General features: G+C 72.5%; 22 protein-coding genes and 1 pseudogene. 10 read left to right on the top strand and 13 right to left on the bottom strand.

From position 1 onward, the window contains the following. Window positions 1-48: 48 nt before the first annotated feature. From ACQP0U_RS14230 to ACQP0U_RS14220, 3 genes are read right to left on the bottom strand one after another with little or no spacing between them, the layout of a single operon-like run. Window positions 49-1,857, bottom strand: a complete 1,809-nt coding sequence (locus tag ACQP0U_RS14230; RefSeq protein WP_433319433.1) for an ABC transporter ATP-binding protein — start codon at window positions 1,855-1,857, stop codon at window positions 49-51. 41 nt (window positions 1,858-1,898) lie between these two features. Beyond that, entirely contained in the window at window positions 1,899-2,987 is a 1,089-nt protein-coding gene (locus ACQP0U_RS14225) for a zinc-dependent alcohol dehydrogenase (protein ID WP_433319430.1), read from the bottom strand. Beyond that, window positions 2,980-3,990, bottom strand: coding sequence for a Gfo/Idh/MocA family protein (locus ACQP0U_RS14220; RefSeq protein ID WP_433319427.1), 1,011 nt, complete (start codon window positions 3,988-3,990; stop codon window positions 2,980-2,982). The genes ACQP0U_RS14225 and ACQP0U_RS14220 overlap by 8 nt, the downstream gene beginning before the upstream one ends. 227 nt (window positions 3,991-4,217) lie before the next feature. Here ACQP0U_RS14220 and ACQP0U_RS14215 point away from each other — a divergent pair, with 227 nt between their 5' ends. The 6 genes from ACQP0U_RS14215 (at window position 4,218) to ctaD (ending at window position 9,961) form a co-directional block, all read left to right on the top strand. After that, window positions 4,218-5,201 (top strand): glucosyl-3-phosphoglycerate synthase, encoded by a 984-nt coding sequence (locus ACQP0U_RS14215; protein ID WP_433320830.1) that lies wholly within the window; start codon window positions 4,218-4,220, stop codon window positions 5,199-5,201. A gap of 73 nt (window positions 5,202-5,274) precedes the next feature. Further along, entirely contained in the window at window positions 5,275-6,432 is a 1,158-nt protein-coding gene (locus ACQP0U_RS14210) for a glycosyltransferase (RefSeq protein WP_433319424.1), read from the top strand. 84 nt (window positions 6,433-6,516) lie between these two features. Beyond that, on the top strand, window positions 6,517-6,975 hold the full coding sequence (locus tag ACQP0U_RS14205) for a DUF4383 domain-containing protein (protein WP_433319422.1): 459 nt from the start codon (window positions 6,517-6,519) through the stop codon (window positions 6,973-6,975). Window positions 6,976-7,116: 141 nt separating this feature from the next. Beyond that, window positions 7,117-7,650, top strand: coding sequence for an STAS domain-containing protein (locus ACQP0U_RS14200; RefSeq protein WP_433319419.1), 534 nt, complete (start codon window positions 7,117-7,119; stop codon window positions 7,648-7,650). Then, the gene (locus ACQP0U_RS14195; protein ID WP_433320827.1) at window positions 7,533-7,844 is read left to right on the top strand and encodes an ATP-binding protein; all 312 of its coding nucleotides are present in this window, start codon (window positions 7,533-7,535) and stop codon (window positions 7,842-7,844) included. The genes ACQP0U_RS14200 and ACQP0U_RS14195 overlap by 118 nt, the downstream gene beginning before the upstream one ends. 125 nt (window positions 7,845-7,969) lie before the next feature. Further along, the gene (gene ctaD / locus ACQP0U_RS14190) at window positions 7,970-9,961 is read left to right on the top strand and encodes an aa3-type cytochrome oxidase subunit I (protein WP_433319417.1); all 1,992 of its coding nucleotides are present in this window, start codon (window positions 7,970-7,972) and stop codon (window positions 9,959-9,961) included. A 96-nt stretch (window positions 9,962-10,057) separates the two neighbouring features. Here the strand turns inward: ctaD and ACQP0U_RS14185 are convergent, their stop codons facing one another. Next, a complete protein-coding gene (locus tag ACQP0U_RS14185) occupies window positions 10,058-11,200 on the bottom strand; it encodes a SigB/SigF/SigG family RNA polymerase sigma factor (RefSeq protein ID WP_124778470.1) in 1,143 nt (380 codons plus the stop codon). A gap of 222 nt (window positions 11,201-11,422) precedes the next feature. Continuing rightward, window positions 11,423-12,865, bottom strand: a complete 1,443-nt coding sequence (locus tag ACQP0U_RS14180; protein ID WP_433319414.1) for a hypothetical protein — start codon at window positions 12,863-12,865, stop codon at window positions 11,423-11,425. Window positions 12,866-13,010: 145 nt separating this feature from the next. Between ACQP0U_RS14180 and ACQP0U_RS14175 the strand changes: the two genes are divergently transcribed. Further along, the gene (locus ACQP0U_RS14175) at window positions 13,011-13,241 is read left to right on the top strand and encodes a CDGSH iron-sulfur domain-containing protein (protein ID WP_433319411.1); all 231 of its coding nucleotides are present in this window, start codon (window positions 13,011-13,013) and stop codon (window positions 13,239-13,241) included. Between the two features lie 6 nt (window positions 13,242-13,247). On the opposite strand, the gene ACQP0U_RS14170 is transcribed toward ACQP0U_RS14175, so the two are convergent. The 3 genes from ACQP0U_RS14170 to ACQP0U_RS14160 are packed head-to-tail and all read right to left on the bottom strand — an operon-like array spanning window position 13,248 to window position 17,278. Beyond that, window positions 13,248-14,357 (bottom strand): iron-containing redox enzyme family protein, encoded by a 1,110-nt coding sequence (locus ACQP0U_RS14170; RefSeq protein ID WP_433319408.1) that lies wholly within the window; start codon window positions 14,355-14,357, stop codon window positions 13,248-13,250. A 49-nt stretch (window positions 14,358-14,406) separates the two neighbouring features. After that, complete coding sequence (locus ACQP0U_RS14165; protein ID WP_433319405.1) at window positions 14,407-16,161, bottom strand: thiamine pyrophosphate-binding protein; 1,755 nt, start codon at window positions 16,159-16,161, stop codon at window positions 14,407-14,409. After that, window positions 16,154-17,278: a Vms1/Ankzf1 family peptidyl-tRNA hydrolase gene (locus ACQP0U_RS14160; protein WP_433319402.1), complete on the bottom strand. Its 1,125-nt coding sequence runs from the start codon at window positions 17,276-17,278 to the stop codon at window positions 16,154-16,156. Before ACQP0U_RS14160 ends, ACQP0U_RS14165 begins: the two co-directional genes overlap by 8 nt. Before the next feature lie 142 nt (window positions 17,279-17,420). On the opposite strand from ACQP0U_RS14160, the gene ACQP0U_RS14155 reads away from it, so the two are divergent. Continuing rightward, window positions 17,421-17,969: a hypothetical protein gene (locus ACQP0U_RS14155; RefSeq protein WP_433320825.1), complete on the top strand. Its 549-nt coding sequence runs from the start codon at window positions 17,421-17,423 to the stop codon at window positions 17,967-17,969. A gap of 72 nt (window positions 17,970-18,041) precedes the next feature. Here ACQP0U_RS14155 and ACQP0U_RS14150 read toward each other — a convergent pair whose 3' ends face one another. After that, window positions 18,042-18,380 (bottom strand): DUF3817 domain-containing protein, encoded by a 339-nt coding sequence (locus ACQP0U_RS14150; protein WP_433320822.1) that lies wholly within the window; start codon window positions 18,378-18,380, stop codon window positions 18,042-18,044. Window positions 18,381-18,533: 153 nt separating this feature from the next. Here ACQP0U_RS14150 and ACQP0U_RS14145 point away from each other — a divergent pair, with 153 nt between their 5' ends. Continuing rightward, entirely contained in the window at window positions 18,534-20,012 is a 1,479-nt protein-coding gene (locus tag ACQP0U_RS14145; protein ID WP_433319400.1) for a glutamate--cysteine ligase, read from the top strand. Between the two features lie 216 nt (window positions 20,013-20,228). Here the strand turns inward: ACQP0U_RS14145 and ACQP0U_RS14140 are convergent. After that, window positions 20,229-21,239: pseudogene (locus ACQP0U_RS14140) on the bottom strand (low temperature requirement protein A); the annotation flags it as partial. Window positions 21,240-21,619: 380 nt separating this feature from the next. On the opposite strand from ACQP0U_RS14140, the gene ACQP0U_RS14135 reads away from it, so the two are divergent. Then, a complete protein-coding gene (locus ACQP0U_RS14135; RefSeq protein ID WP_433319397.1) occupies window positions 21,620-22,633 on the top strand; it encodes a S66 peptidase family protein in 1,014 nt (337 codons plus the stop codon). A 216-nt stretch (window positions 22,634-22,849) separates the two neighbouring features. Here ACQP0U_RS14135 and ACQP0U_RS14130 read toward each other — a convergent pair whose 3' ends face one another. The 3 genes from ACQP0U_RS14130 to ACQP0U_RS14120 form a co-directional block, all read right to left on the bottom strand. Continuing rightward, window positions 22,850-23,236 carry a DUF2267 domain-containing protein gene (locus ACQP0U_RS14130; protein WP_433319394.1) on the bottom strand — a complete coding sequence of 129 codons (387 nt, stop codon included), beginning with the start codon at window positions 23,234-23,236 and terminating at the stop codon, window positions 22,850-22,852. 102 nt (window positions 23,237-23,338) lie between these two features. Further along, entirely contained in the window at window positions 23,339-23,914 is a 576-nt protein-coding gene (locus tag ACQP0U_RS14125; RefSeq protein ID WP_433319391.1) for a GNAT family N-acetyltransferase, read from the bottom strand. A gap of 366 nt (window positions 23,915-24,280) precedes the next feature. Continuing rightward, window positions 24,281-25,453, bottom strand: a complete 1,173-nt coding sequence (locus tag ACQP0U_RS14120; protein WP_433319388.1) for a zinc-dependent alcohol dehydrogenase — start codon at window positions 25,451-25,453, stop codon at window positions 24,281-24,283. Window positions 25,454-25,474 lie beyond the last annotated feature (21 nt).

Genomic DNA, 25,474 nt, shown 5'->3' with positions numbered 1-25,474 from the left:
GGCGCGCGCGGCCCGGCCGCCCGGCAAGTCCACCTTCCTGGGGCGGAGTCAGCCGACCAGCAGCTGGTGACTGGCGAGCTCCCGGTACAGCGGGTCGGTGGCGGTCAGTTCGGCGTGGGTGCCCACGGCCACCACCCGGCCGCCGTCGAGGACGACGATCTGGTCGGCGTCGACCACTGTGGCGAGCCGGTGCGCCACGATCAACAGCGTCCGGCGGACGGCCACGGCGTCGATGGCGCGGCGCAGCGCGACCTCGTTGCGGGAGTCGAGGTTGCTCGTCGGCTCGTCGAGCAGCAGCACCGGTGGGCCGGCGAGCAGCGCGCGGGCGATGGCCAGTCGCTGTCGCTCACCCCCGGAGAGCAGGACGCCACCCTCCCCCACCTGCACGTCGAGGCCCTGCGGGGTGCGCTGCGCCAGGTGGCCCAGGTTGACCTCGTCGAGGACCTCGCGCAGCCGGTCGTCGGTGGCGTCCGGGGTGGCGATCAGCAGGTTCTCCCGCAGCGTGCCGGCCAGCACGGGGGCCTCCTGCTCGACGTAGCCGAGCCGGGCCCGCAGCGCGTCGCGGGGCAGGTCCCGTACGTCGTTGCCGTCGAGTCGGATCGCGCCGGCGCTCACCTCGTAGAAGCGCTCGACAAGGGCCAGCAGTGTGGACTTGCCGGCTCCGGAGGGGCCGACCAGCGCGGTCCGGGTGCCGGCGGGGACCGCGAAGCTGACCTCGTGCAGCACCGGCTCGCCGCCCGGGTAGCCGAAGCCCACCCGGTCGAACTCGATCATCGGGGTCGGACGGCGCGGGGTCACCGTCGCGGCGGCGGGCGCCGGCCGGTCGTCCGCGCCCTCCGCCGGCACGGCGAGGATCTCCTCGATCCGCTGGAGGGCGCCCAGGCCGGACTGCAACTGGGTGTACGCCCGCAGCACCTGGCCCAGCGGCAGCGCCAGGAGGAACAGGTACATGACGAACGCGACCAGGTCGCCGACGGAGATCGCCCCGGCGGCGACCCGCGCCCCGCCGATGCCGAGCACCAGCAGGAACGCGCCCTGCACGGTGACCGAGCCGATCGGGCCGACCAGCGCCTGCACCCGGGCCACCCGCAGGCCGGCCTCGTACGCCTCCCGGGCGCTGCCGGTGACGGTCTCCGTCTCCCGGGTCTCGGCGCGGCTGGCCCGGATGGTCCGGGCCGCCGAGATGGCCCGCTCCACCGCCGAGGTCATCTCGCCGATCCGCTCCTGCGCGACCCGGGCCAGCGTCCGGACCCGGCGGGCGAAGGTGGCGGCGAAGGCCAGCCCCAGCGCCACCCCGAGCAGGGTGACGCCGAACAGCAGCGGGTCGAGCAGCACCATGGCCGTGCCGGCGCCGACCACCGTCACCGCCCCGGTGACCGTCTCGAACAGCCCGGAGGTGACGACCGCGCGCAGCAGAGTGGTGTCCGAGCCGACCCGGGAGAGCAGGTCGCCGGTGCGTCGGCTGTCGTACTCGGCGATGGGCAGCCGCAGCAGGTGGCCGGCGAGCCGGCGCCGGGTGCCCAGCACCAGCCCTTCGGCGGTGCGTTGCAGCAGGTAGTCGCGCAGCCCGCCGATGGCCGCGCCGAGCACCACGAGCGCCACCAGCACCGCCACCAGCCGGGACACTCCCTGCTCGGCGCCGATCCGGTCGAGCACCGACCGGGTGAGCAGCGGCTGCGCCAGCGACGCCGCCGAGCCGATCAGCGACAGCGCGCCCACCACGACCAGGGTGCCGCGGTGCTCCCGCAGGTACGGCAGCAACGCGGCCAGGCCGACCGACCGGCCCTCGGGAGTGCCGCCGACCGGCCGGTCGGTCGAGGTGTCGCCGGGAGCCGGCCGGTCCTGCGGGGTGCTCATGCCGCGAACGGTAGTCGGCGGTGGCACGCGGCGAAGGCGGGTCAGGCGGCCAGCACCACCTGGAGTTCCTGGCGGCGACGCTCGGCCAGGTCGGTGAGGAGGGCCGGCGCCTCGTCGAACGGCACCACCGCCGAGACGAGGTGCTTGCGGATCGCGTCCCCGTACGTCCGGAGCAGGTCGACGGTCTCGGCGGAGAGCCGTTCGCGGTCCCAGGTGGGCGCGAGCCCGCGCGGCACCCGACCGATCTGTGCGCAGCGCAGCGACAGCCCGTTGTGGTGGAACTCCTCACCGAGGCGGACCGCGTCCGCGCCGCCCTGGTAGAAGGCGAGGTCGATGACGGTGCCCTGGGGCCGCAGCAGCCGCAGGGCGAGGTGCAGCGCCCACGCCTGCCCCCGGCACTGGAACACCACGTCGGCGCCCCGGTCGCCGGCGGTGTGCGCCCAGCGGGTCTTGAGCACGACCGCTGGGTCGTCCGCGTCGGGGTCGAGGGTCTCCAGGCCGAGCGCCTCGGCTACCTGACGGCGGTGCGGGGTGGGGTCGAGCACCACCACCGACGCGGCGCCGTTGCGCCTGGCGAACAACGCCGTCAGCAGCGCCACGACACCGGCGCCGACGACGGCGACCCGTCGCCCGCGTACCCCGTCGCCGAGCGCGCGGACGTCGGTGCCGTGCAGGTCGGCGGCGGCGTGCAGCAGACCGTTGGCGCAGATCGGGCCCATGTGCGCGACGTAGACGCCGAGCAGCGGGTCCAGGTCGTCGGGCAGCGCCACGAACCGCTCGGCGACCGGGTCGGCCAGCCAGCCGGTGCGGTGCCCGTACGTCATCGCGCCGACAGTGCCCACCGCGATGGCCGGGGTCTCGCTCTCCACCACCCGGCCGACCTGCATGTAGCCGAGTCTGGTCACCGGGTACGGCGTGCTGGCTTCGCCCGGCTGGAACAGCCCCAGGTCGGCGTTCCAGGTGACGTTGAGGTACGGGTTCGTGCCCTTGACGTAGCTCAGCTCGGTGCCGGCGGAGACGCCACTGAACAGCGTCTCGACCCGGAACGTGCCGGGGCGCAGCGGCGCGGCGTCCTGCTCGACGAGGTCGACCCGGCCGGGGCCGGTGACCACCACGACCTTGTCACGCATCGACTGTCACCCCGGTGGCGAGCACCGCCGGCGCGGTCGCGGTGGCGAGCCGCACTGTCGTGCCGGTACGGGCCGAGTCGGCCACCGCGAGGGCCAGGCGCTGGGTGGCGAGCGCCTCGGCGTACGGGACGCGCACGTCGTCGCCGATGCCGCGGACGGCGTCGACGAAGGCGCGGTCCACCGCCACCCGGGCGGCTTCCGGGTCGGCGGGTACGTGTCGTTCGCCGTCGGCGTCGCGGATCGTCAGCCCGTCCTCGGTGATCGCGAGGGCCAGCCCGTCGGCGAGGATCTCCAGGCCGGCGCGGTGCTTCCAGCCGAGGACGCAGGCGGCGCTGAGCGTGCCGACAGCGCCGTCGGCGAAGCGCAGCGCGGCGGTGGTCACCGAGTCGATGTCGGCGCCGTCGACAGGCGGCGGTGTGCCGTTGCCGTACGCGGTGACCTCGGTCACCTCGCCGGCCAGTACGCGGATCAGGTCGAGCACGTGGGCGGCCTGCTCGACCACCGGGCCCCCGGAGCGGTCCCGCCGCGACCACCACGCCACCGGGGGCACCTTGTCGAGCCAGGCGCCGCTGACCATCCGCACCGGACGGTCGGCGAGCAGGTCGCGGGCCTGGTCGAGCACGCTCAGGTAGCGCCAGTGGTGCCCTACGGCGGTGCGCAGCCCACGCTGGGCGATCAGGTCGCCGATGCGCTCGGCGGTGCTCAGGTCGACCGCGACGGGCTTCTCCACGAACATCGGCACCCCCGCCTCGATCACCGCCTCCTCGGCGGGGCCGTGCGCGAACGGTGGCACGCAGACGTACACGGCGTCCAGGTTGGTGGCCAGCAGCTCGGCGACGTCGGCGCAGGCCCGCCCGCCGTGCTGCGCGGCCAGCGCGGTCGCCGCTTCCGGCGCCACGTCGGTGACCCCGACCAGCTCCACGTCGTCGAACCCGGCCAGCACCCGCGCGTGACGCTGGGCCACCCCGCCGGCTCCGACCAGACCCACCCGGCATTTCCGCATCCCGACACCCCTTCGAAGACTTTTCATCTGCGATGGGAGCAGTCCCCTGGGGTGTGCGCAATCAAACGTTCATCCCCCGGGAACGAATTGTCGTCACCTCCGTGATCAAGCTGTTGCCGAGAATGCGGTTAGCGCGTGATGAGGAATGGGAACAACCAATTTCGGTTTTTCCACGCACGAACGGAGGGGTGCCCGTGCGGGATACGACATCGAGCGTGTCACCGGTGGTGGAGGCGTGGGCCACGTACCGGACGACGTCGGCGGCGGACTGGCCGACACGTCGGCTGATGCGTGCCAAGGGTGACACCCGGGTCAGCGTGGTGCTGCCGGCGCGAAACGAGGAGGCCACCGTCGGCGCGATCGTGTCGACGATCCGGGAGCACCTGATGGATCGGGTCGCCCTGGTGGACGAGCTGATCGTGGTGGACTCCCGCTCGACGGACCGGACCGCGCAGGTGGCCCGCGCCGCCGGCGCGGAGGTGGTCAGCCAGGACGAGATGACCCGGGGGTTGCCCCGGCTCACCGGCAAGGGCGACGCGCTCTGGGCCGGGCTGGCCGCCGCCGAGGGCGACGTGGTGGCGTTCATCGACGCCGACCTGCGGGAGTTCCGGCCGCACTTCGTGAGCGGGTTGCTCGGCCCGCTGCTGACCGACCCGTCGGTCGACTTCGTGAAGGGCTTCTACCACCGGCCCCTGGTGGGCACCGCCAGCGTGGAGCAGGACGGCGGTGGCCGGGTGACCGAGTTGATGGCCCGACCGCTGCTCAACCTCTTCTGGCCGGAGCTGGCCGGCTTCGTGCAGCCGCTCGCCGGCGAGTACGCGGGCCGCCGCGACGTGCTGGCCCAGGTGCCGTTCGTCTCCGGGTACGGCGTGGAGACGGCCATGATGATCGACCTGCTCGACCTGGTCGGCCTGGACGCGCTGGCGCAGGTCGACCTCGGTGAGCGCAAGCACCGGCACCAGGACACCGCGGCCCTGGGCCGGATGTCCGCGCAGATCATGTTGACCGCTTGGTCCCGGCTGCAACGACGCGGCTGGGCGACCCCCGGGTTCACGCCGGAGGCGCTGCTGACGCAGTTCCGTCGCGGTGGTTCGGACACTCTGCCGAACCTGGACCGCGAGATCGTGGTCAGCGACGTGTCCATCGAGGAGCGCCCACCGTTGGCCGAACTGCGCCACCGGGTGCCCCGTCGCCGGGTGGCCGCCGCGTGAGCGCGAGCGAGCCGATCGTGCGAGCCCAGCGGTCGCGAACCGGAGACACAGCCGCGAGGAAGGGACGAGCCCGATGAGCCTCACCGTGCTGATGAACGCCGGCCCGTGGCTGTCGGTGCCACCGCCGGGCTACGGCGGCATCGAGAACGTGATCGCCACGCTGGTGCCGGAGTTGCGGCGGCTCGGCGTACGGGTGGTGCTCGCCTCGGTGGGCAGCAGCACCCTGCCGGTGGACGAGCAGGTCTCGGTCTTCGCCGACGGGCAGTTCGCGGCGTTGCAGCGGCCGTACAACCAGGTCTGCGGAATCGCCCAGGCGCACCTGGCCGGGGTGGTCCGTGAGCTGCACTCCCGCGACGACATCGACCTGGTGCACGATCACGTCGAGGCGGTCGGGCTGGCCACCCTCGCCGCGATGGGGCCCTCCGGGCCGCCGACCCTGCACACCCTGCACTGGGACCTGGCCAAGCACCCGGCGCTCTACGGCGGCCTGGACGGCGGCGACCGGGTCCGGGTCAACGGCGTCTCCGCGTCGCAGCTGGCCCGCGCCCCGCTGGCGCTGCGGGAGCACTCGGTGGGGCACGTGCACCTGTCCACGCCGCTCGCCGTCGACGCCGACCGGCGGCCCCGACCGGAGAAGGGCGAGCACCTGCTCATCCTGGGCCGGATCAACCCGGGCAAGGGGCAGGACGTGGGCGCCCGGCTCGCGCATCGGGTGGGTCTTCCGCTGGTGCTGGCCGGGCCCGTCGGCCCGTACCACCGGCCGGCCGACCTGGCCGCGGCCGGCGACGAGGCACGGCAGAACCCGGACGTGCGGTTCTTCCTCGACGAGGTGGCACCGCACGTCGACGGTGACCTGGTCCGCTGGGTCGGCACGGTGGCCGGCCAGGAGCGTGACGACCTGCTCGCCAGCGCCCGCGCGTCGCTGTTCCCGTTGCGGTGGGAGGAGCCGGGCGGCACGGCGGTGGTCGAGTCGCTCGCCCTGGGTACGCCTGTGGTGGCCACCTCCCGGGGTTGCCTGCCGGAGCTGATCGAGCACGGCCGCACCGGGCTGCTCACCACCGACGAGGAGGAGTTGGGCGATCTCATCCTCGCCGCCGAGCTGCTCGACCCGGACGAGTGCCGGCGGGTGGCAGCGCGGCGCTTCACCCCCGCGGTGATGGCCGAGCGTTACGTCGAGCTGTACGACCGGGTCCGGCAGTCGGCCCGCGCGCCCAGGCTGCTGCCGGCCTGAGCGACGGCGGGGCCGGGCGGTTTGTCGGCCGCGACAGCGGGTAGCCGGCAGCGCTCATGCCCGCCGCGCGACGAGGAGCCGGGAATGGTCGGACCGATGGCGCACTCCCGGGCCCGGCCCAACCCGGCCGACGGCAAACCGCCGGTCCGTCGCGCGGCGGCGACGGTGGGGGTGCTGTTCCTGCTGGTCGGCGCGCTGGGCTTCGTACCGGGGATCACCAGCGGCATGGATGCGCTGCGCTTCGCCGGCCACGACTCGGGCGCGTTCCTGTTCGGCGTGTTCCAGGTGTCGGTGCTGCACAACCTGGTGCACCTGGCGTACGGGGTGGCGGGTCTGCTGCTGGCCCGGACGGTCACCGGCGCTCGGGCGTTCCTGATCGGCGGCGGCGCGGTCTACCTGGTGCTCTGGCTCTACGGGCTGGCGGTGGATCACGACACCGGGGCGAACGTGCTACCTGTCAACGCCGCCGACGGCTGGCTGCACCTGGGGCTCGGCGTCGGCATGATCGCTCTGGGCGTCCTGACCGGCCGACCCCGTCGCTGACCGGCCGACCCTGACCGCCGGCCCATGCCTGACCTGGTGTTGCGGGGCGTGACGTGCCTCGCCCCGCCGTCGGTCCGGTTTGATCGGGAACGGCCTCGGGTAGTTGGCAGATCCCGACCCAGCGTTGAATTGAGGCACCTGATGTCGAGCCGGATCACCTGCGAGGTGCGCACCACGGCACCGGTGGCGGTCGTTCGGCTGGCCGGCACGCTGCACCTGGGCACCATGCGCTCGGTGCACCACGCGCTGACCGAGGCGCTCGTCGACCAGCCGGAGGCGCTGGTTGTCGACATGGCCGAGGTGAACGTCGAGGACCGGTTGGCGCTGTCCGTCTTCGCCGCGACCGCCCGCCGGGCCGAGGAGTGGCCGGCCGTACCGGTGCTGCTCTGCGCCCCGTCGCCGATCGCCGCACGGTGGCTGGCCGAGTCGACCACGTGCCGGGTGCTCCCGGTGTCCGCGGACTGCGCGGAGGCGACCCGGTTGGCCCGCACGACGTCCGCGTTGCGGATGCGGGCTCGGTTGGAGCCGGTGGCCGGGCCTGCCGGCGGGCCCGGGAGCTGGTCACCGACGCGTGCGCGCGGTGGAACCTGCCCGACGCGTCCGGCCCGGCCGCGTTGGTGCTCAGCGAGCTGGTCGGCAACGTGGTGCGCCACGCCGGCACGCCGATGCAGGTGACGGTGACCCTGCGCCGACCGTATCTGCACCTGGCGGTGGTGGACGGCAGCAGCGCCCAGGCCCGCGCGGGCGGGACGGACCTGCACGCCGAGGGCGGGCGCGGGCTGATGCTGGTCCGGGAGCTGACCCAGCGGTGGGGCAGCGTGCCGGCCGGTCAGGGCAAGGCCGTCTGGGCGATGCTGCCGGCAACCTGAGCGTTCGAGGCGCTTGCGCCCGGTACCTGCGTTCTGACCGAAATTACCGCTCTGGCCTGGTTACATGGTGCGAGGGTCGGGTAGGCACGCCCGTCCTTTCTGCCGTCACGACGGGGTGAGCAGCCATGCCCAAGCGGGTAACCACGGAACCCGGTCGCGATCGGGGCCCGGCGATCCTGGCACCGGCCCGTTTCGGGGGGTTCCCGGGAGCGGTACGGGCACCGGTCCCCGGCAACTCGTTGATCAAGTTCCTCGCCACGACCGACCACAAGCAGATCGGCGTGCTGTATCTGCTGACCTCGTTCGGGTTCTTCCTGCTGGCCGGGCTCCAGGCGATGCTGATGCGCGCCGAGCTGGCCCGCCCGGGCATGCAGTTCCTCTCCTCCGAGCAGTACAACCAGCTCTTCACCTCGCACGGGGCGGTGATGCTGCTGCTGTTCGCCACGCCCGCCGCGTTCGGGTTCGCCAACTACATCGTGCCGATCCAGATCGGCGCGCCGGACGTGTCGTTCCCCCGCCTCAACGCCCTCGCCTACTGGCTGTACCTCTTCGGCGGCCTCCTGGTGGTCAGCGGCTTCCTCGCCCCCGGCGGCTCGGCGGACTTCGGCTGGACCGCGTACAGCCCTCTCAGCAGCGTCGAGAACAGCCCTGGCGTGGGCGCGAACATGTGGGTCATCGGGCTGGTCGTCTCCGGGCTCGGCACCATCCTCGGCGCGGTCAACCTGATCACCACGATCCTCACCCTGCGCGCGCCCGGCATGACCATGTTCCGGATGCCGATCTTCACCTGGAACATGCTGTTCACCAGCGTGCTGGTGATCCTCGTCTTCCCGCTGCTGGCCGCCGCGCTGCTGGCGCTCTCCGCCGACCGGTTGCTCAATGCGCACGTGTACGACGCTGCCACCGGCGGCCCGATGCTCTGGCAGCACCTCTTCTGGTTCTTCGGCCACCCCGAGGTGTACATCATCGCGTTGCCGTTCTTCGGCATCATCACCGAGATCATCCCGGTGTTCTCCCGCAAGCCGCTCTTCGGCTACACCGGGATCGTGCTGGCCACCATCGCCATCACCGTGTTGTCCATGACGGTCTGGGCGCACCACATGTTCGCCACCGGCCAGGTGCTGCTGCCGTTCTTCAGCATCCTGAGCTACCTGATCGCGGTGCCGACCGGCGTGAAGTTCTTCAACTGGATCGGCACCATGTGGAAGGGGCAGCTCACCTTCGAGACGCCGATGCTGTTCGCCATCGGCTTCCTGGTCACCTTCCTGCTCGGCGGCCTCACCGGCGTCCTGCTGGCCAGCCCGCCGGTCGACTGGCACACCCACGACAGCTACTTCGTGGTGGCGCACTTCCACTACGTGGTGTTCGGCACCGTGGTCTTCGCCCTCTTCGGCGGCTACTACTTCTGGTGGCCCAAGATGACCGGGCGGCTGCTCGACGAACGGCTCGGCAAGGCGCACTTCTGGACCATGTTCATCGGCTTCCACGGCACCTTCCTCGTGCACCACTGGCTGGGCAGCGAGGGCATGCCACGCCGGTACGCCGACTACCTGCCCACCGACGGCTTCACCACCCTGAACACGATCTCCAGCATCTTCGCGTTCATCCTCGGCCTGTCCACCCTCTTCTTCATCTACAACGCCTGGAAGTCCTGGCGGTACGGGGCGGTGGTGACGGTGGACGACCCGTGGGGCTTCGGCAACTCCCTCGAATGGGCCACCACGTGCCCGCCGCCGCTGCGCAACTTCGACCGGATGCCCCGGATCCGGTCCGAGCGCCCCGCCTTCGACCTGAAGTACGGCCCACTCGTCGCCGATCTGGGCCGCGACCTGCCGCAGCGCACCACGAAGCCGCCGCAGCACTTCGCCGAGGAGCTGCGGACCGAGCACCACGTCCCGGAGTCGCCCTCCGCAGAGGGCGCGCACGGCGCCCGGGACGCGGTCGACTACCAGCCGGCGCCGCGCTCCGGCGCCCGGCCGGTGGACGTGCCGGAGCCCGAGGGCGTCCGCCGGCCGAGCTTCGAGGACAGCGACCCGCCGAAGGACGCCGAGGACGCGCCGAAGCCGCACGAGCGCTGGCGGCACCCGCACAGTGACGGCAACCCCGAAGAGCACTGACCTGGGGTACGCGTGCGCAAGGGCCGACACCCAACGGGGTGTCGGCCCTTTGCCCGTGTGTATGCCGTCGGTCCCAGCCGGCTGTTGTTCGTGTGGTCAGTCCCGGGCGGGCGCCAGGCCGGCGGCGGTGAGGGAACGGCGTACCGCGGGTTGGACCCGGGTCAGCCGCAGCGGCACCCCGGTCCGCTCCGCCGCGTCCCGCCCGGCCATCAGCGCGGCGATCCCACCGGCGTCGAAGCCACCCGCGCCGACCAGGTCGACGACCACCTCGCTGGGCTGGCCGGTGACCGCCTCCAGCATGGCCCGGCGCAGCTGGTCCGCGCCGTCGCGGTCGATCTCGCCGCCGACCTCGACGACCACCGTGTCGCCGTTCTGCTTGACCGAGATCCGGGTCTTGCCGGGGTCGGGTTCGGCGGCGCCGTTCTGCCAGGGCGGTGGCGCGTCGGCGAGCATCGCCTGACGCAGCCAGGTGAGCGCCCGCGACAGCAGCCGGGACACGTGCATCTGCGAGATGCCGAACCGGGCGGCGATCTCCGCCTGGGTCTGGTTGCCGTAGAAGCGCATCGCGAGGATCCGCCGCTCCCGCCAGGGCAGTCGGTGCAGCAGACCGCTCACCGTCACCCGGTCGTCGACCGACTCCAACGCGTTGTCCGACTCGCCGACCAGGTCACCGAACTCGGCCGAGCTCTCCCCGCCCACCGGCGCGTTGAGCGAGGCCGGGCTGTAGCCGGCCGCCGACTCGAGGGCGGCGAGAATCTCCTCCTCCGGGGTCTCGAGCCGGGCCGACAGCTCGGCCACCGACGGTGCCCGGGACAGCTCGCTGGTGAGTGCGGCGGTGGCCTGCCCCACCTCGAGGATCAGGTCCCGCAGCCGGCGGGGCACGTGCACGCCCCAGGTCCGGTCCCGGAAGTGCCGTTTGATCTCGCCCACGATGGTGATCGCGGCGTACGCGGTGAACGAGCCCCGTTCCGGGTCATAGCGGTCGACGGCGTTGACCAGCCCCAGCCGGGCCACCTGCTCCAGGTCTTCCAGTGGCTCCCCGCGCCCCCGGTACCGGCGGGCCAGCCGCCCGGCGAACGGCAGCGCGAAGCGGACCAGGTCGTCCCGAGCCTCCCCCCGCCGCTCCGGCGGGAGCCCGGCGATCCGGGCCGCGTACGCCATCGCCGCCGCGTCGAGATCCTCCAGACCTCGGTCGGTGGGTGGTGGTGTGGTCGTGGTCGTGCTCGTCTGTCCGAACATCCGCGCCTCCCTCAGGAAGGTCCCCCGCCCGGATCGGGAAACCGGTCGTGCGCGTGGTCGAGCCACGCACCGGGCCGGAAAGTGGGTCAGTGACTGGGATGCCAGCGGGCGACACCGCCTCTACGCAGCGCAATCAGGCCGTCGCAGTCAGCGATGTTCCCGCTCCGTAGGTACTCAATCACGGGACCCCGGGTTCGCGAGGATGTTTCGGCGTCCTCCGTCTCAGGAGACCAACAACCCCTGGTGGCCGCCGCTGTCGCGGAGCACGGAGAGGGCCTCGGCGACCCCCAGCGGAGGCGGCGCGGGCAGGTCGTACGGCTGGGCGCGCAGGACCTCGGTGGCCCGGCGGGTGGGCACCGAGGTGACCGGGTAGCCACGGGCGGTGGTGCGGTCCAGCGCCCGACGCCGCCGGCCGAACCCGGCCACGGCCAGCCACTGCGGCAGCCCGGCCAGCGCGGGCGAGCGCACCCCGGGCGGCTCGGGCAGCACGTCCACCGAGCTGAACGCCTCGCTGCCGGCCAGCCACCACTCGGCCTCGTCGACGCTGCGGCGGGTGGCGTTCTCACACCAGTACGGCACCAGCCCCGCCCGCACCACCTGCCACGGGTCGAGCAGCCGGCCGCACTCCACCACCAACCGGTCACCGGTCTTGCCGGCCCGCCGCAGCCACCGCCGGTACAGGTCGGCCACGCCCGCGCTCAGCGCCGCCGGCCGGGGCACCAACACCCGGTGCAGCGGGTGCTGGTGCCGGGCGGACCAGTCTCGCGCGGCCAGCTCGAAGCCCGAGTCGACGCCGTGCTCGGCGTACGCCGACGGTACGGACATCTCCGGCGGCTGCCACCGGGTCGCGTCGCCGCCGACAGAGCGCAGCACCTGCCGCAACGCGTGGCTGTCCGGGTGGAAGTCCACCGGGTCCAGCCCGCTGCCCGGGCAGCCGACCTGGAAGCTGTGCCCCGGCCCGCGCTCCAGCACCGGCCAGGTGCGCGCGTCGTGGACCAGCAGCACGGGGGCACCAGGCACCAGCCGATCGGCCAGGAACTGCGTGTACGCGGCCGGTAGGGCCCTCCACGCGGCGGTCAGCGACACCGTCGCCCCGGTCAACGCGCCACGGCTGGCCGGGCAGTGCACCTGGCGCAGGTGCAGGTCGGCGTTGCCGGCAAGCAGCCGGCTGGCGAGTGCGGCGCCATGCTCCACGGCGTCCGCCGGGCGGTCCACAGCGCCGTCGGACCAGTGCACGGTCATCTCGAAGCCCGCCGGCAGCCACGGCACGCCGAGGGCCACCGCGAGATGCGCCGCCGCGCCGTGCGGGGAGCCGACCACGACCCCGGAGTAGCGCCGGCGGGGGTACTGGTCGACGAACCAGCGGGCCACCCGGGCGGCGTCCACCTCGTCGAGCTGGGCCACTGTGAGCGCGACCCGGCCGGCGGCGCGGGTGACCGCGGCACGGCGCACCGGCTCGGGGGCGCCGGGGAACCGCGACGTCGGCCCGGTGTGCCCGAGGTCGGCGCAGTCGACCCCACGCAGCGCCCGGGCGGTGGCGGCGACCAGCACCCGGGCGGCGCTGCCCGCGGCCACGACCCGGTCGCCGGCCAGCCCGGCGCCATCGGCCGTGAGCCCCTTGTGCACCTTGTGCACCGGCCCCACCTTGCCTCGTTCGCTCACCACGCGGCCCGGCTTCCCGTCCCGATGGGGTTCAAACGGGGCATCACCCACCCGGCGGCACATTCCGCTGCTCAGCGGGGTGCCCCGGTCATCACCGGCGTTCGGCGGCGCGGGTTTCGCCAGGGCCAGGACGGGCACTTCCGGGGCCATGCGCACCGACGACACCAGCGAGCCAGCCGCCGCCACGATCACCCCGTACGAGGACGGACCGCTGCTGGTCCGCGGCGACTTCGCGCTTGTCACACCGGACGGCGAACGCATCGACGCGCGCCGGGGCACGGTGGCGCTGTGCCGGTGCGGCAAGTCGGCGCTCAAGCCGTTCTGCGACGGCACGCACAAGGCGGTCAACTTCCGCGCTGGCACCGCCCGCGAGGGCTGACCCCGCTCAGGCGGTGGCGTGCTCGGCCGGGGACGCCACAGCGGCGGACGAGGCGAGCGGGACGGTCGGCAGCACGGTGGACGGCAGGGGCGGCGGGGTGGCTGCGCGCAGCGAGCTGCGGCCTGCGGCCCAGCTGTCCAGCAGGTGCGCGGCGAACAGCCGGTCCACCGCGAGCCCGGCCGCCGCGCCGAAGAGCACGTCGGAGGCGAGAGCCGGCTCGACGCGGACCAGGCCGCCGCACATGTCGTGCGCGGCGATCTGCTCGTGCACCGCGTCGGCCTCGACGTGCTCGTCGTAGAAGCGGGTGGCCACCTCGTCGAAGCCGAGCCGGCGCAGCCCGTTGCCGTAGCGGCGGTTGGGCAGCGAGGAGGTCATCTCGAACGCGGCCAGGTGCCCGAGCAGCGCGCCGCGCAGTCGTCGGTGCAGCCCGAACAGCGACATCAGGTTGTTGGTCGCCAACGTCACCGCCGGCGCCGCGTCGATGTGCGCGCCGTAGGTGGTGTCCAGGCTCAGCCGGTCGAGGGTGCGCCGGAACAGCTCGGCGTGCATCCGGTCCAGCCGCCCGTTGCCGTACTCGTCGGTCTGGATCTCGACGAGCGCGGCCTTGGCCGGGCCACCGAGGCGGGGCAGCGCCCAGCTGTGCGGGTCGGCCTCGCGCAGGTGGTAGACGGAGCGGTGGGTGACGAACTCGCGGAACTGGGTGAGGTCGGCGCGCCGTTGCAGCGTCGTGGCCAGCGGCGGCCCGTTGTCGGCCGCGACCAGCTCGGCCAGGCCGGCCGCCACCCCGGCGGCCGGCACCGGCGGCGCGCCGACCAGCCGGCGCAGCGCCGCCTCGAAGACCCGTTCGCCGCGGGCGCGCAGCGCCAGCAGTGTCGGCTGCCACTCCCAGGAGTCGTCCACCCCGAGCCAGCCCCGGTAGTGCAGCTCGTAGCAGAGGAACAGCGTCAGCTGAAGGTCCTCGTCGGTGATCGGGTCGGCCGGGTCGAGGTCGACGCCGAGGTCGGCCGGCAGGTCGTGCGGCGGCCGGCGCAGAGCCTCCACGACTGCCGCGGAGAGCGGGCCGCGCGCCCTCGGCAGGGTCGCGGGACCGTAGCGGCGGTCGGCGGGCTCGGACATGGGACCTCCAGCGTCGTCAGGCCGCTACTGATGCCCTGGTCGAGGGCGGCTAAACGAGATCGTTGGCGTTCGCAGTGACCTCCACCTGCTCGCGGACCTTCCGGGCCGGAGCGCCCTCGGCGTACAGGCCCCGCAGGTCGGCGAACGCGGGCTCCGGCGGCGCCAGCGACACCGCCGGGTCGACGACCGCCTCCAGTACGCAGGGACGGTCCGCCGCGAGGGCCTCGTCCCAGGCCGCGCCGACCAGTTCCGGCCGGTCCACCCGTACCCCGTGCAGCCCCAGCAGCCGGGCCCACCCGGCGTACGGCACGTCGGGGCGGCGGTGGGTCCGGTCGGACGAGGGTTCCCGCCCGCCACCCATGCCGTTCTGGTCCCGGTTGTTGAGCACCAGCACCACCAGCCGCGGGTCGCGCCACTGCTGCCAGAGGTGGGACACGGTGATCAGTTCGGCGAGGCCGTTGAGCTGCATCGCCCCGTCACCGAGCAGCGCGATCACCGGCTGGTCGGGGGCGGCGAGCTTGGCCGCCACCGCGTACGGCAGCGCGCAGCCCATCGAGCCGAGGGTGCCGCACAGTTGCGCGTTGACCCCGGGCGGCAGGGTGAGGTGCCGGGCGTACCAGTAGAGGACCGAGCCGACGTCGACCGCTACCGCCCCGGTGCCGGGAATCCGGGCGGACAACTCCTGCAGGACGAGCTGCGGGTTGACCGGGTCCGCGGCGGCGGCGGCCCGCTCGGCGGCGACCTCCCGCCACCGGTCCACCGAACTCTCCACTGTGGCGCGCCACTGCTGCTCGGGTCGACCGCGCATCCGGCCCAGCAGGGCCCGCAGTGTCTCGGCGGCGTCACCGACGAGCGGCACGTCGGCCGGGTAGCGGGTGCCGATCCGGCGGCCGTCGATGTCGATCTGCACCGTGCGCGCCTGCTCGGGCATCGGGAAGTAGTCGGTCCACGGGTCGTTGGTGCCGACCATCAGCAGCGTGTCGCAGCCACCCATCAGCTCGGCCGCCGCCGGGGTGCCGACCTCGCCGAGCACCCCGGTGTGAAACGGCAGCCGCTCGTCGAGCACCGGCTTGCCCAGCAGCGACGTGGCCACCCCGGCGCCGAGCCGGTCGGCCATCTCGATGATCTCGGCGGCCGCGTCCCGGCCGCCCTGGCCCACCAGGATCGCGGTCCGCTGGCCGCCGCTGAGCAACTGCGCGGCGGCGTCGAGGTCCGCCTCGTGCGGCAGAACCCGGGCCAGCGGCTCGCCGGGGGTCGCCGTGATCACCCCGGCGCCGTACGTCTGCAGGGCGGGCACCAGCGCCTCCTGCAACTGCCGGGGCAGCACCACGCAGGTCGGGCTGCGGGTCGCCGCCGCCGTGCGGAACGCCTGGTCCAGCAGCGGCCCCACGTCCTCGGGGCTGCGGCCGTACCTGACGAACTGGTTGCACACGTCTCCGAAGAGCCGGCTCAGCCCGATCTCCTGGTGCGCGCCGCCGAGCGGCCCGGAGATGTCCTCCCCGACGATCGCCACCACCGGCTTGCTGTCCAGCTTGGCGTCGTAGAGGCCGTTGAGCAGCTGGACGGCACTGGGCCCCTGGGTGGCGAGGCAGACCCCGATGCCGCCGGTGAACTTGGCGTGCCCGGTGGCCATGAACGAGGCCGTCTCCTCGTGCCGGGCCGGGATGAACGCGGGCTCGCCGCCGGTCCGATCCAGCGCGTCGACGAGCGGAGCGATCGCCTCGCCCGGGTACCCGAAGGCGCGGGGCACCCGCCAGGCCAGCAGCCGCTCCACCACGACGTCCGCAACCGTTCGGTCAACCATTGCCGCGCCCGGGTGTGCTGGGGTCGACGTAACGCAGCACCGCGCCGACGCCGTCGGTGAGGTCGGGCGCCTCGTCGGGGCCGAGCACGGTCAGTGCCGCGTCGGTGCCGACGAGCGCCCGGACCAGCGCCGCGTCGGCGCGTACCCGCTGCGGGTCGGCCACCGACATGGCGGCCAACTGCCCCGGGTCGACGGCGATCTCGGTGGGTGCCGCGCCGATCCACAGCTCACCGTTGGCCGACGGATCGTCCACGATCAGCATCATGTCCACCTGGTTGCGCTGCAGGGCCGAGACGACCGCGTCGAGGCCTCCGCCCACGTCCTCCTGCACACCGAACTTGTCCAGCGCGGCGCTGATCCGCTGGTCGGCGATCTCCGCGATGGTCTGCACGGTGAGGTCGTCCAGCATCGTCTGGTCGGCGCCGCCGGCGCGCGACCCGGCATCGGTCCGGACCACCAGGTCCTGCCAGCGCTCCGGCATCTGGGCGGCGATCATTCCGGTGGCCCGGACGTCACCGGCGACCACCACCACGTCCGCGCCGACCCGGTCGGCGAGTTCCACGGTCGCCGCGGTGACGTCGCCGGCGTTCTGGTGCCACGCCTCCATGGCCGCCCGCTGGTAGCGCGACTGGGACCAGCCGCCGGGCTTCGTCCGCCGCAGTGGGTACTCGTCCCGACCGGCGACGTGCGCCCGCCGGGGCACCCCGCCGGCGCTGACCGCCATCGCGTCGGCGCCGATCCGGTCGGCGACCACACGTACCCAGGCCACCTGCTCGCCGCGCTGGGCGAGCAGCGGCATCACGTGCGGCAACGGCCCGACGTTCGCCAGGTCCCGCAGTGGCGGCGCGGACAGGTACTCGGAGAGCACCACCCGGCCGTGACTGGCGAAGAGCGCCAGGCCGTAGTCCCCGACCATCGGATCATGGCCGCGGACCACCCGGTCCAGCGCGGCGATGTCCGCCTCGTCCGCCCCCTGGTCGGCGAGGCCCCGTTCCAGGGCACGCCAGCGCAGGTCCAGCGCGGGTTTGGCGTCCTCCGTGTCGGCGGAGGCGTCCAGATACACCGAGCACCACGGCCCGGGACGGTCGTAGAGCGGGCGCAGGAAGGACAGCTGCATGCTCGACCCCTTTCCAGCTCGGCCCCCCGCTTACCCGGGTCGCCGGGGATGTCACCTCGCGGCCGTGAGCCCGTGACCAGGTTTCATTCACGTCGTTCAACCGAGGACGTCGATACGATCTGTGAACACAAGCGGACTCTCGGTGGTGGAGATGGACAGCGGACTCGATACCCGGCGGATCGTGCACCCGACGGAACGAATCGTCACCGGGCGGCTGATCCGCCTGCTCGACGGCTACACCCGCGAGGTACGCATCGGTCAGCCGGTGCTGGTGGCGGTGCTCGCCGCGGCGGCCTTCGCCCGGCTGCCCGCCCTGCTGCTGCGCTCGCTCTTCTCCTTCGGCAGTGGCGGCACTCGGCGTCGCTGGAAGGAGCTGAAGCAGGGCCCGGAATACCTGGTCACGCCGGTGCGGCTGCGCAACACCGCCGGTCAGCTCTGCGAGGTGGAGCTGCACGGTCACCTGCCGCAGAGCGCCCTGCACCCGGCGGACCAGGTGCAGCTCACCCTGCGCCCGCAGCGGGACCCGGAGCTGCCGCCCCGGATCGAGCGGATCGTCAACCTCACCACCGGGCAGCTGCTGACCCCGCGTACCGCGACGCTCTGGTCGCATCTCGGGCCGCCACTGCTGTTGCAGGCGTTCCTGGGCGCGCTGCTGCTGGCCGGCATCGCGGCCTGCTCCGCGCTGACCTGACCGGTCCGGCGGGTTCGTGCGCTGGTCGGCGCTTCAGCCGACCAGCGGTGGGTGTCGGGGCGGCTCGGCGGCTCAGCCGACCGGAGCGGGCTCGCGGGCCGGTTGCCGCTCGACGCCGAGCATTCCCCGGCGGCGTGCCCAGCGTTCGAAGGCGAGGGTGGCGAACGGCGGCACCGCGCTGGCCAGGGCCACCGCCGTGGCCAGCAGGCTCCACCGGTGCAGCCGGGCCACGGCGAGCACCAGCAGGACGTACGCGACGAACAGGCCGCCGTGGATCGGCCCGAAGATCTTGACGCCCAGCTCGTTGTCCGGCGGGCCGTACTTGACCAGCATGCCGACCAGCAGGGCCAGCCAGGAGCAGGCCTCGGCGATCGCCGCCGCGACGAACAGCCGGGTCACCTTCTCGCGCATCCGCACGCCACCACCTCTCGGGCCGCAATGCTATCGGTCTGCTCTGGCTGGGCTAACGGGGCGGGCAGTTGGGTAGGAAAGGGTCCTCGGGTCTTCCCCCGCCCGCCGATCACGTGCGAGGTTAGGGGGACCAGCGGTGACGGGGTGGTGACCATGGGCGAGGACGTCGGCGTGCGAACCTTCAGTCGAGAGGATCGGGCCCGCTATCGCGACAAGGTCCGCCGCTGCCTGGATGTCTTCGCCGAGATGCTGCGCGAGTCCCGCTTCGACGTCGACCGGCCGATGACCGGCGTGGAGATCGAGCTGAACCTGGTCGACGAGGCGTCGAACCCGGCGATGCGCAACGCCGATGTGCTGGCGGCCATCGCCGACCCGAGCTTCCAGACCGAGCTGGGCCAGTTCAACGTCGAGATCAACGTGCCGCCGCGCCGGCTGACCGGCACCGGCACGGCCGACTTCGAGGAGTACGTGCGGGCCAGCCTCAACGCCGCCGAGGTGAAGGCCAGGGCGATCGGCGCGCACATGGTCATGATCGGCATCCTGCCGACGCTGCGCCCCGAGCACCTGACCGCCGAGACGTTGTCGGCCAACCCCCGCTACAAGCTGCTCAACGAGCAGATCTTCGCGGCCCGCGGTGAGGATCTGCCGATCGCCATCAGTGGGGTGGAACGTTTGGCGGTCACCGCCGACACGATCACCCCGGAGGCGGCCTGCACCAGCACCCAGTTCCACCTCCAGGTCAGCCCGGCCCAGTTCGCCGACTACTGGAACGCCGCCCAGGCGGTGGCCGGCATCCAGGTCGCGGTCGGCGCGAACTCGCCGCTGTTCTTCGGTCGGGAGCTGTGGCGCGAGACCCGCATCCCGCTGTTCCAGCAGGCCACCGACACCCGGCCGGAAGAGATCAAAGCCCAGGGGGTACGCCCCCGGGTCTGGTTCGGCGAACGCTGGATCACCAGCGTGTTCGACCTGTTCGAGGAGAACGTGCGCTACTTCCCGGCGCTGCTGCCGGTCTGCGACCCGGAGGACCCGGCGCAGGCCCTCGCGTCCGGCGAGGTGCCCAATCTGGCCGAGCTGCGCCTGCACAACGGCACCGTCTACAGGTGGAACCGCCCGGTGTACGACGTGTCGCGTGGCCGTCCGCACCTGCGGGTGGAGAATCGGGTGCTGCCCGCCGGTCCGACCGTGCTGGACACCATCGCCAACGGCGCGTTCTACTTCGGGCTGGTTCGCGCCCTCGCCGAATCGGACCGACCACTGTGGTCGCAGATGTCGTTCAGCGCCGCCGACGAGAACTTCACCAGCTGCGCCCGGCACGGCATCGACGCGCAGGTCTTCTGGCCCGGCCTCGGTTACCTGCCGGTCACCGAGCTGGTGTTGCGCCGGCTGCTGCCGTTGGCCTATCACGGCCTGGACCGGTGGGGGCTCGATCCGGCCGAGCGGGACCGGCTGCTCGGCATCATCGAGCAGCGCTGCCTGACCAGCCGAAACGGCGCGACCTGGCAGGTAGAGACGCTGCACCGGCTGGAGTCGGCCGACCACCTGGACCGGCCGGCGGCGCTGCGCGAGGTGGTCCGGCACTACGTGGACCTGATGCACAGCAACCGTCCGGTGCACGAGTGGCCGATTCCCTGACCCACTGTGACAGCGCCCGCCGGTGGGATGCGCCGACCGCACCGGCTGGTCAGTCTTCGGTCTCCGTGGAGGGTCCTCGATCGATCGGATCCCTGGGGCCGATCTCGATCCTCGCGTGGGCGACGTCGCCGCCGCGTCGACGCATCGCCCGAAGGCGATCATCACCACGATCACCAGAACCAGGGCCGCCACCATGGCGAGGGCTGGCACCAGCGTGGCCAGCGGCGCCATGAGCAGGCACGCCGCGCCCGCGCCGGTCCGACGCCAGGCGACCTCGCGATGGATTCGCCAGTAGACGTAGGCGAAGGTGAGCAGGAACAGCGCGCACCCGCCGAAGAGGAGCATCGCCTCGCGGGCCGGCAGCGGGTCGAGCGGTGCGGGCACCATGTCGGCCAGGCCGACGGCGATGGTGATGATCCCGAAGCTGAACAGCAGGTGGGCGTACACGAGGATCGCGCGGCGCAGCCCCGGCTGATCCGGCGCCTCTTCCAGGGCACGACGGAAGTCGGACAGGCCGTAGCCGAAGTAGGCACCCCACATGACGGTGACCAGGGCGTAGGCGGCGATGATCGCGGCCAGCCGGGCAACGGTCAGCCGGTCGTCGACGGCGACCGCCCCGACCTGAATGACGGACTCACCGAACACGAGGATGATCAGGAGTCCGTACCGGTGGGTGTAGTGGGCCGGTTGTGCCCTGCCCTGCGTGACCACCCGGTTCGCCACCCAGGGGCTCAGCAGGTCCATCCCGGCGGCGACGGCCCAGAGGACGATCCGGGCGACGCCCTGCGAGAGGGCGCCCGCCACCAGCAGCGGTCCGGTGAAGAGGAAGAAGCCGTAGGGGCCGACGAAGAGTGCTCGCCCGAGCGGAACATGACGCAGGGCGAGCCCGGCAAGCAGCACTCGGCCGGCGACGTAGGCGGCGATGAAGAGCCCACCGTTGTCGTCGTAGGCCCGTGGAATGGTCAGGGCCATCAGGAGACCAGTGAGCCCGAGCGTGAGGATGCCGACCCGGTCCAGCGGAGCGTTGACATCGCGTTGGTTGGTAAAGAGCGTCACGCCGCCCCAGGCCCAGTAGACCAGAATGAAGAGGATCAGCGTCCGGCCGATACCCGCCCAACTGTGGTCCTCGTGCAGCAGCTGGGAGAACTGGGTGAGGGCGAAGACGAAGGCGAGATCGAAGAAGAGCTCCTCCCAGGTCACCCCCTTGCTCTTCGACGCCTCTCGCATGGGCCGCCGTCACCCGCCGAACGCGGCGAGGCCAGTTGGCACCCAAGCCCTCGGCGGTGTCGACGAGTCGCCGCCCGCCAGCTCCGCGAGCTTCGCCACTGGCCTGCCTCCGACCGTCCCCATCGCCTCGACAAGGCGAGGTTAACCACGGTGATCGTCACGCGGAGCTGGAATGCAGTCAGGCCCACCGGACGGGACCGGTGGTCAGCGCCGGCCGCGCAACCTGGTCGGCCGTGCGCGGCCCCCCGAGCGATCGACTTCTGTCGTACTGTGGTGCGGCGCGGACATCGACGTCGATGAAGGGGCTGCCTGTGAGCACATCCGGAACGAACCGCATACCGGCCCCGAGATCCGCAGAACGCGCCCTGTCCCGGCGGCACATGCTGGGGGTCGGGGCGGCGGCCGCCGGCGGGGCGTTGCTCGTCGGCACGGCCGCACCGGCGCAGGCCGCTCCGGGTGGCGCGAAGCGGGCGCTGCGGGCGCCGGCGCTGGCACTTGGTGACCGGGTCCGGGTCGTGTCGCCCGGCAGCACCCCCGACCCCACGAACATGGCCCGCGGCATCGAGATCCTGCGCAGCTGGGGTCTGACGGTCGAGCTGGGCAAGCACGTCTTCAGCAAGTACGGCTACCTGGCCGGCACCGACGCGGAGCGGCTGGCCGACCTGAACGCCGCGCTCACCGACCCGGGGGTTCGTGCGGTGTTCGCCGCCCGCGGCGGTTACGGCACCCAGCGGATCGTCGACCAGATCGACGTCTCTGTTGTGCGCCGGGATCCCCGGGTGGTCGTCGGCTTCAGCGACATCACCAGCATCCACGGCAAGCTCTGGCGCGACACCGGTCTGGTCACCTTCTACGGCCCCATGGTCAACTGGAGCGACGCCCGCACCGGCCCGGAGTCGGCCGAGGCGCTGCGTCGGGCGGTGATGACCACCGCGCCCGTCACGATCACGAGGGACCCGGCCGAGACGGCAGCCCCCGTGCTGGTGCCGGGTCGGGCATCGGGGCCTCTGCTCGGCGGCTGCCTGACGTTGATCTCCACGTCGCTCGGTGCGGCGGACTCGCCGAGGTTCAACGACGCGATCCTGTTCTTCGAGGACGTGGACGAGGCTCCGTACAGCATCGACAGCATGCTGACCGAGCTGCGCCGGTTGGGCGTGCTGTCCAGGGTCGCCGGGGTGGTCATCGGCCAGATCACCAACAGCGTCGGCGAACCGGGTGAGTGGGACGCGGCGGCCGTGCTGAAGGACCGCCTGTACGACCTCGGCGTACCGGTCCTGGGCGGGCTGCGGCTGGGGCACGGCAATGGGCAGCTCACCATTCCGCTCGGCGCGCGGGCCACCATCGACGCCGAGGCGGGGACCTTGACGGTGGAGCCGGGAGTCCGTCCCCGCTAGCGGCGTGACGCACACTGCGGTGGAGCAGCGACTGATCGAGTCCGTCGCCCGCGGCGAGGTGCTCGACCTGGCCGGCGATGGGCCGGTCGACGAGGAGGCGATGCGCTCCTGAGGGCCACTACTCAAGACCGGTGCCCGGGACCGGTGTCACCAGCGCGGGCCGCAAGGCCTGAACCACGCTGACCTGCTCCGCGGCGGTCGCGGCGGGGGCGGTGCTCAGCCGCGCGGGGTGGGAACGCCGAAGAGATCGATGATGCCGGCGGGAAGCTGGGCGAGCAGGTCGTGACGCTCGTCGTCGTTGAGCGCCTCGGCGATGGTCCGCAACACCGCTTGGGCGTGTAGGCGCACCTGGTCCGCGTCCGCGACCTGCTCCCGGTCACCGACGTGCTTCAGGAACTCACCAATGTCCCACCGGCGACCCTGCGGATTACGGGTGACCGATGCGTCCAGCCGATCCGGTAGTTGTGCCGCCAGGTTGTCGGCCTCCCGTCCGGCGAGTCGTTCGCCGAGCACCGACAGAACGGCCTGTACGGACCGTACTGCCTCGTTCTCCCCGAGGCCCGCGCGCCGCCGTACCGTGGCGATCATCTGCTCGTACTCCATGCCCCGCTCCTTCGGTCTCGTCGGCATGCCGTCAGGCCTGCCTGCGGACGAACGGGGCGAGTTCCCCGGCTCCCCGGCCACAAACGGGTGAGTCGCTGGGGCTCAGACCTGCGGCGCCGGGTCCCAGGGGGACGGGTCGTCGCGCAACCGGCTGTACAGGTAGCCGTCGCGCCACCGGCCAGCCCGAAACTCGCTCGCCCGCACGACGCCCTCAAGCTGGAAGCCGGCCTTCTCCAGCGCGCGTTGCTCGGCGACGTTCTCCGGGTGGGTGCCGGCCTGGATGCGCTGCGCCGGGCTGTGCTGGAAGAGGTAGTCGCAGAGCAACGCCTGGGCGCGCCAGCCGACCCCCTGCCCGCGCCACGGGGGCAGCAGGACGATGCCGATCTCCCAGTACGACGCCCGCCCGGCGTAGCGCCCCGAGGTGTAGCTGACGAGGCCGGCGGTCGCCCGCTCCCGTCCGACCTCGACGATGAGCCGCCCGTCGTCCTCGCCGAGGTAGCCGTCCAGGGCGAACCGCCGAGCTGGCGCGCCAGCGTCCTTGAAGCCGGCCCAGTCCAACCCGATCAGGCCCGGCTCGGTGCAGAGCCGTCGGAGCATCGCCAGGTCGGGCTCGGCAACCGGTCGCAGTCGGACAGTGAGGTCGACCGAGACGGGCACCGGCGTGTCACCACTCTGCATGGCGACACGCTAGCTCGCGCCGAGCGAACGCCGGGTCCGGCGCGGTGTGCGCGCGAAGCGGCAGGCGTTGGTGGCCGAGCTGCCAATCGGCCCCTTTGGGGCGGAATCGTCTGCGACATCAGCCCACCGGCCGCCCGACTCCCGGCGCAGGCACGCCGAGCCGGGCGGAATCGTCTGCGACATCAGCCCACCGGCCGCCCGACTCCCCGGCACAGGCACGCCGAGCCGGGCGGAATCGTCTGCGACATCAGCCCACCGGCCGCCCGACTCCCCGGAGCAGGCACGCCGAGCCGGGCTGATTCGTCTGCGACATCAGCTCCAGAGGCAGCGCGTGAGGCGCTTCCCCGCCGGCAGAGCCTCCACCGGTCAGACCTTGAGCAGCACCTTCGTACAGTCGTCCTGCTTCTTCTGGAAGATCTTGTAGCCCTTCTGGGCGTCGCGCAGCGGCATCCGGTGGCTGACGATGAAGCTCGGGTCGATCTCGCCGCGCTGGATGCGCTCCAACAGCGGTCGGGTGTAGCGCTGGACGTGGCACTGACCGGTCCGCATGACCAGCGACCGGTTCATGAACGCGCCCATCGGGAACTTGTCGACGAAGCCGCCGTACGCGCCGACGACCGAGACCACTCCCCCGGAGCGGCAGGCCAGGATCGCCTGCCGCAGCGCGAAGGGCCGTTCGGTCTCGACCCGTGCGACCTGTTTGGCCCGGTCGTACGCGTACATCGCGGCGTTGCCGTGGTGACCCTCCAGACCCACCGCGTCGATGCACGCGTCGGGGCCCCGGCCGGCGGTCATCGCGTTGAGAGTGTCCAGCACGTCGACTTCCTCGTAGTTGATCGTCTCGGCGTCGATGTGCTCCTCGGCCAGCCGCAGCCGGTACGGGAACCGGTCGATGACGATCACCCGTTCGGCGCCGAGCAGCCGGGCGCTGGCCGCGGCGAGCAGCCCGACCGGCCCGGCGCCCCAGACGGCGATCACCTGCCCGGGTCTGATGTCGCACATCTCGGCGCCCATGTAGCCGGTCGGGAAGACGTCGGCCAGCATGACCGCCTGGTCGTCACTGACCTCGTCGGGCACCTTGAGCGGACCGACGTCGGCGAACGGCACCCGGGCGTACTCGGCCTGGCCGCCGGCGTAGCCGCCGAGCAGGTGGGAGTAGCCGAAGATGCCTGCGGGCGAGTGCCCCATGATCTTCTCGGCGATGCCGGCGTTCGGGTTGGAGTTCTCGCAGACCGAGTAGAGGCCGCGCTGGCAGGACGAGCAGTGCCCGCAGGCGATCGAGAAGGGCACCACCACCCGGTCACCGGGGGCGAGATTGCGAACCTGCGGGCCCACCTCCACCACCTCGCCCATGAACTCGTGGCCGAGGATGTCGCCCTTACGCATCGCGGGGATGTAGCCGTGGTACAGGTGCAGGTCGGAGCCGCAGATCGCGGTGGTGCTGATCCGGACGATCGCGTCCCGGGCGTTCATGATCTTCGGATCGGGTACGTCGATCACCTTGACGCTGTCGGCACCCATCCAGGCGGTGGCCTTCATTCACTGTCCCTTTCGGAGAGC

Source organism: Micromonospora sp. CA-269861 (assembly GCF_050948505.1).
Taxonomy (GTDB): domain Bacteria; phylum Actinomycetota; class Actinomycetes; order Mycobacteriales; family Micromonosporaceae; genus Micromonospora.
This window is presented reverse-complemented; position numbering and strand designations above follow the sequence as displayed.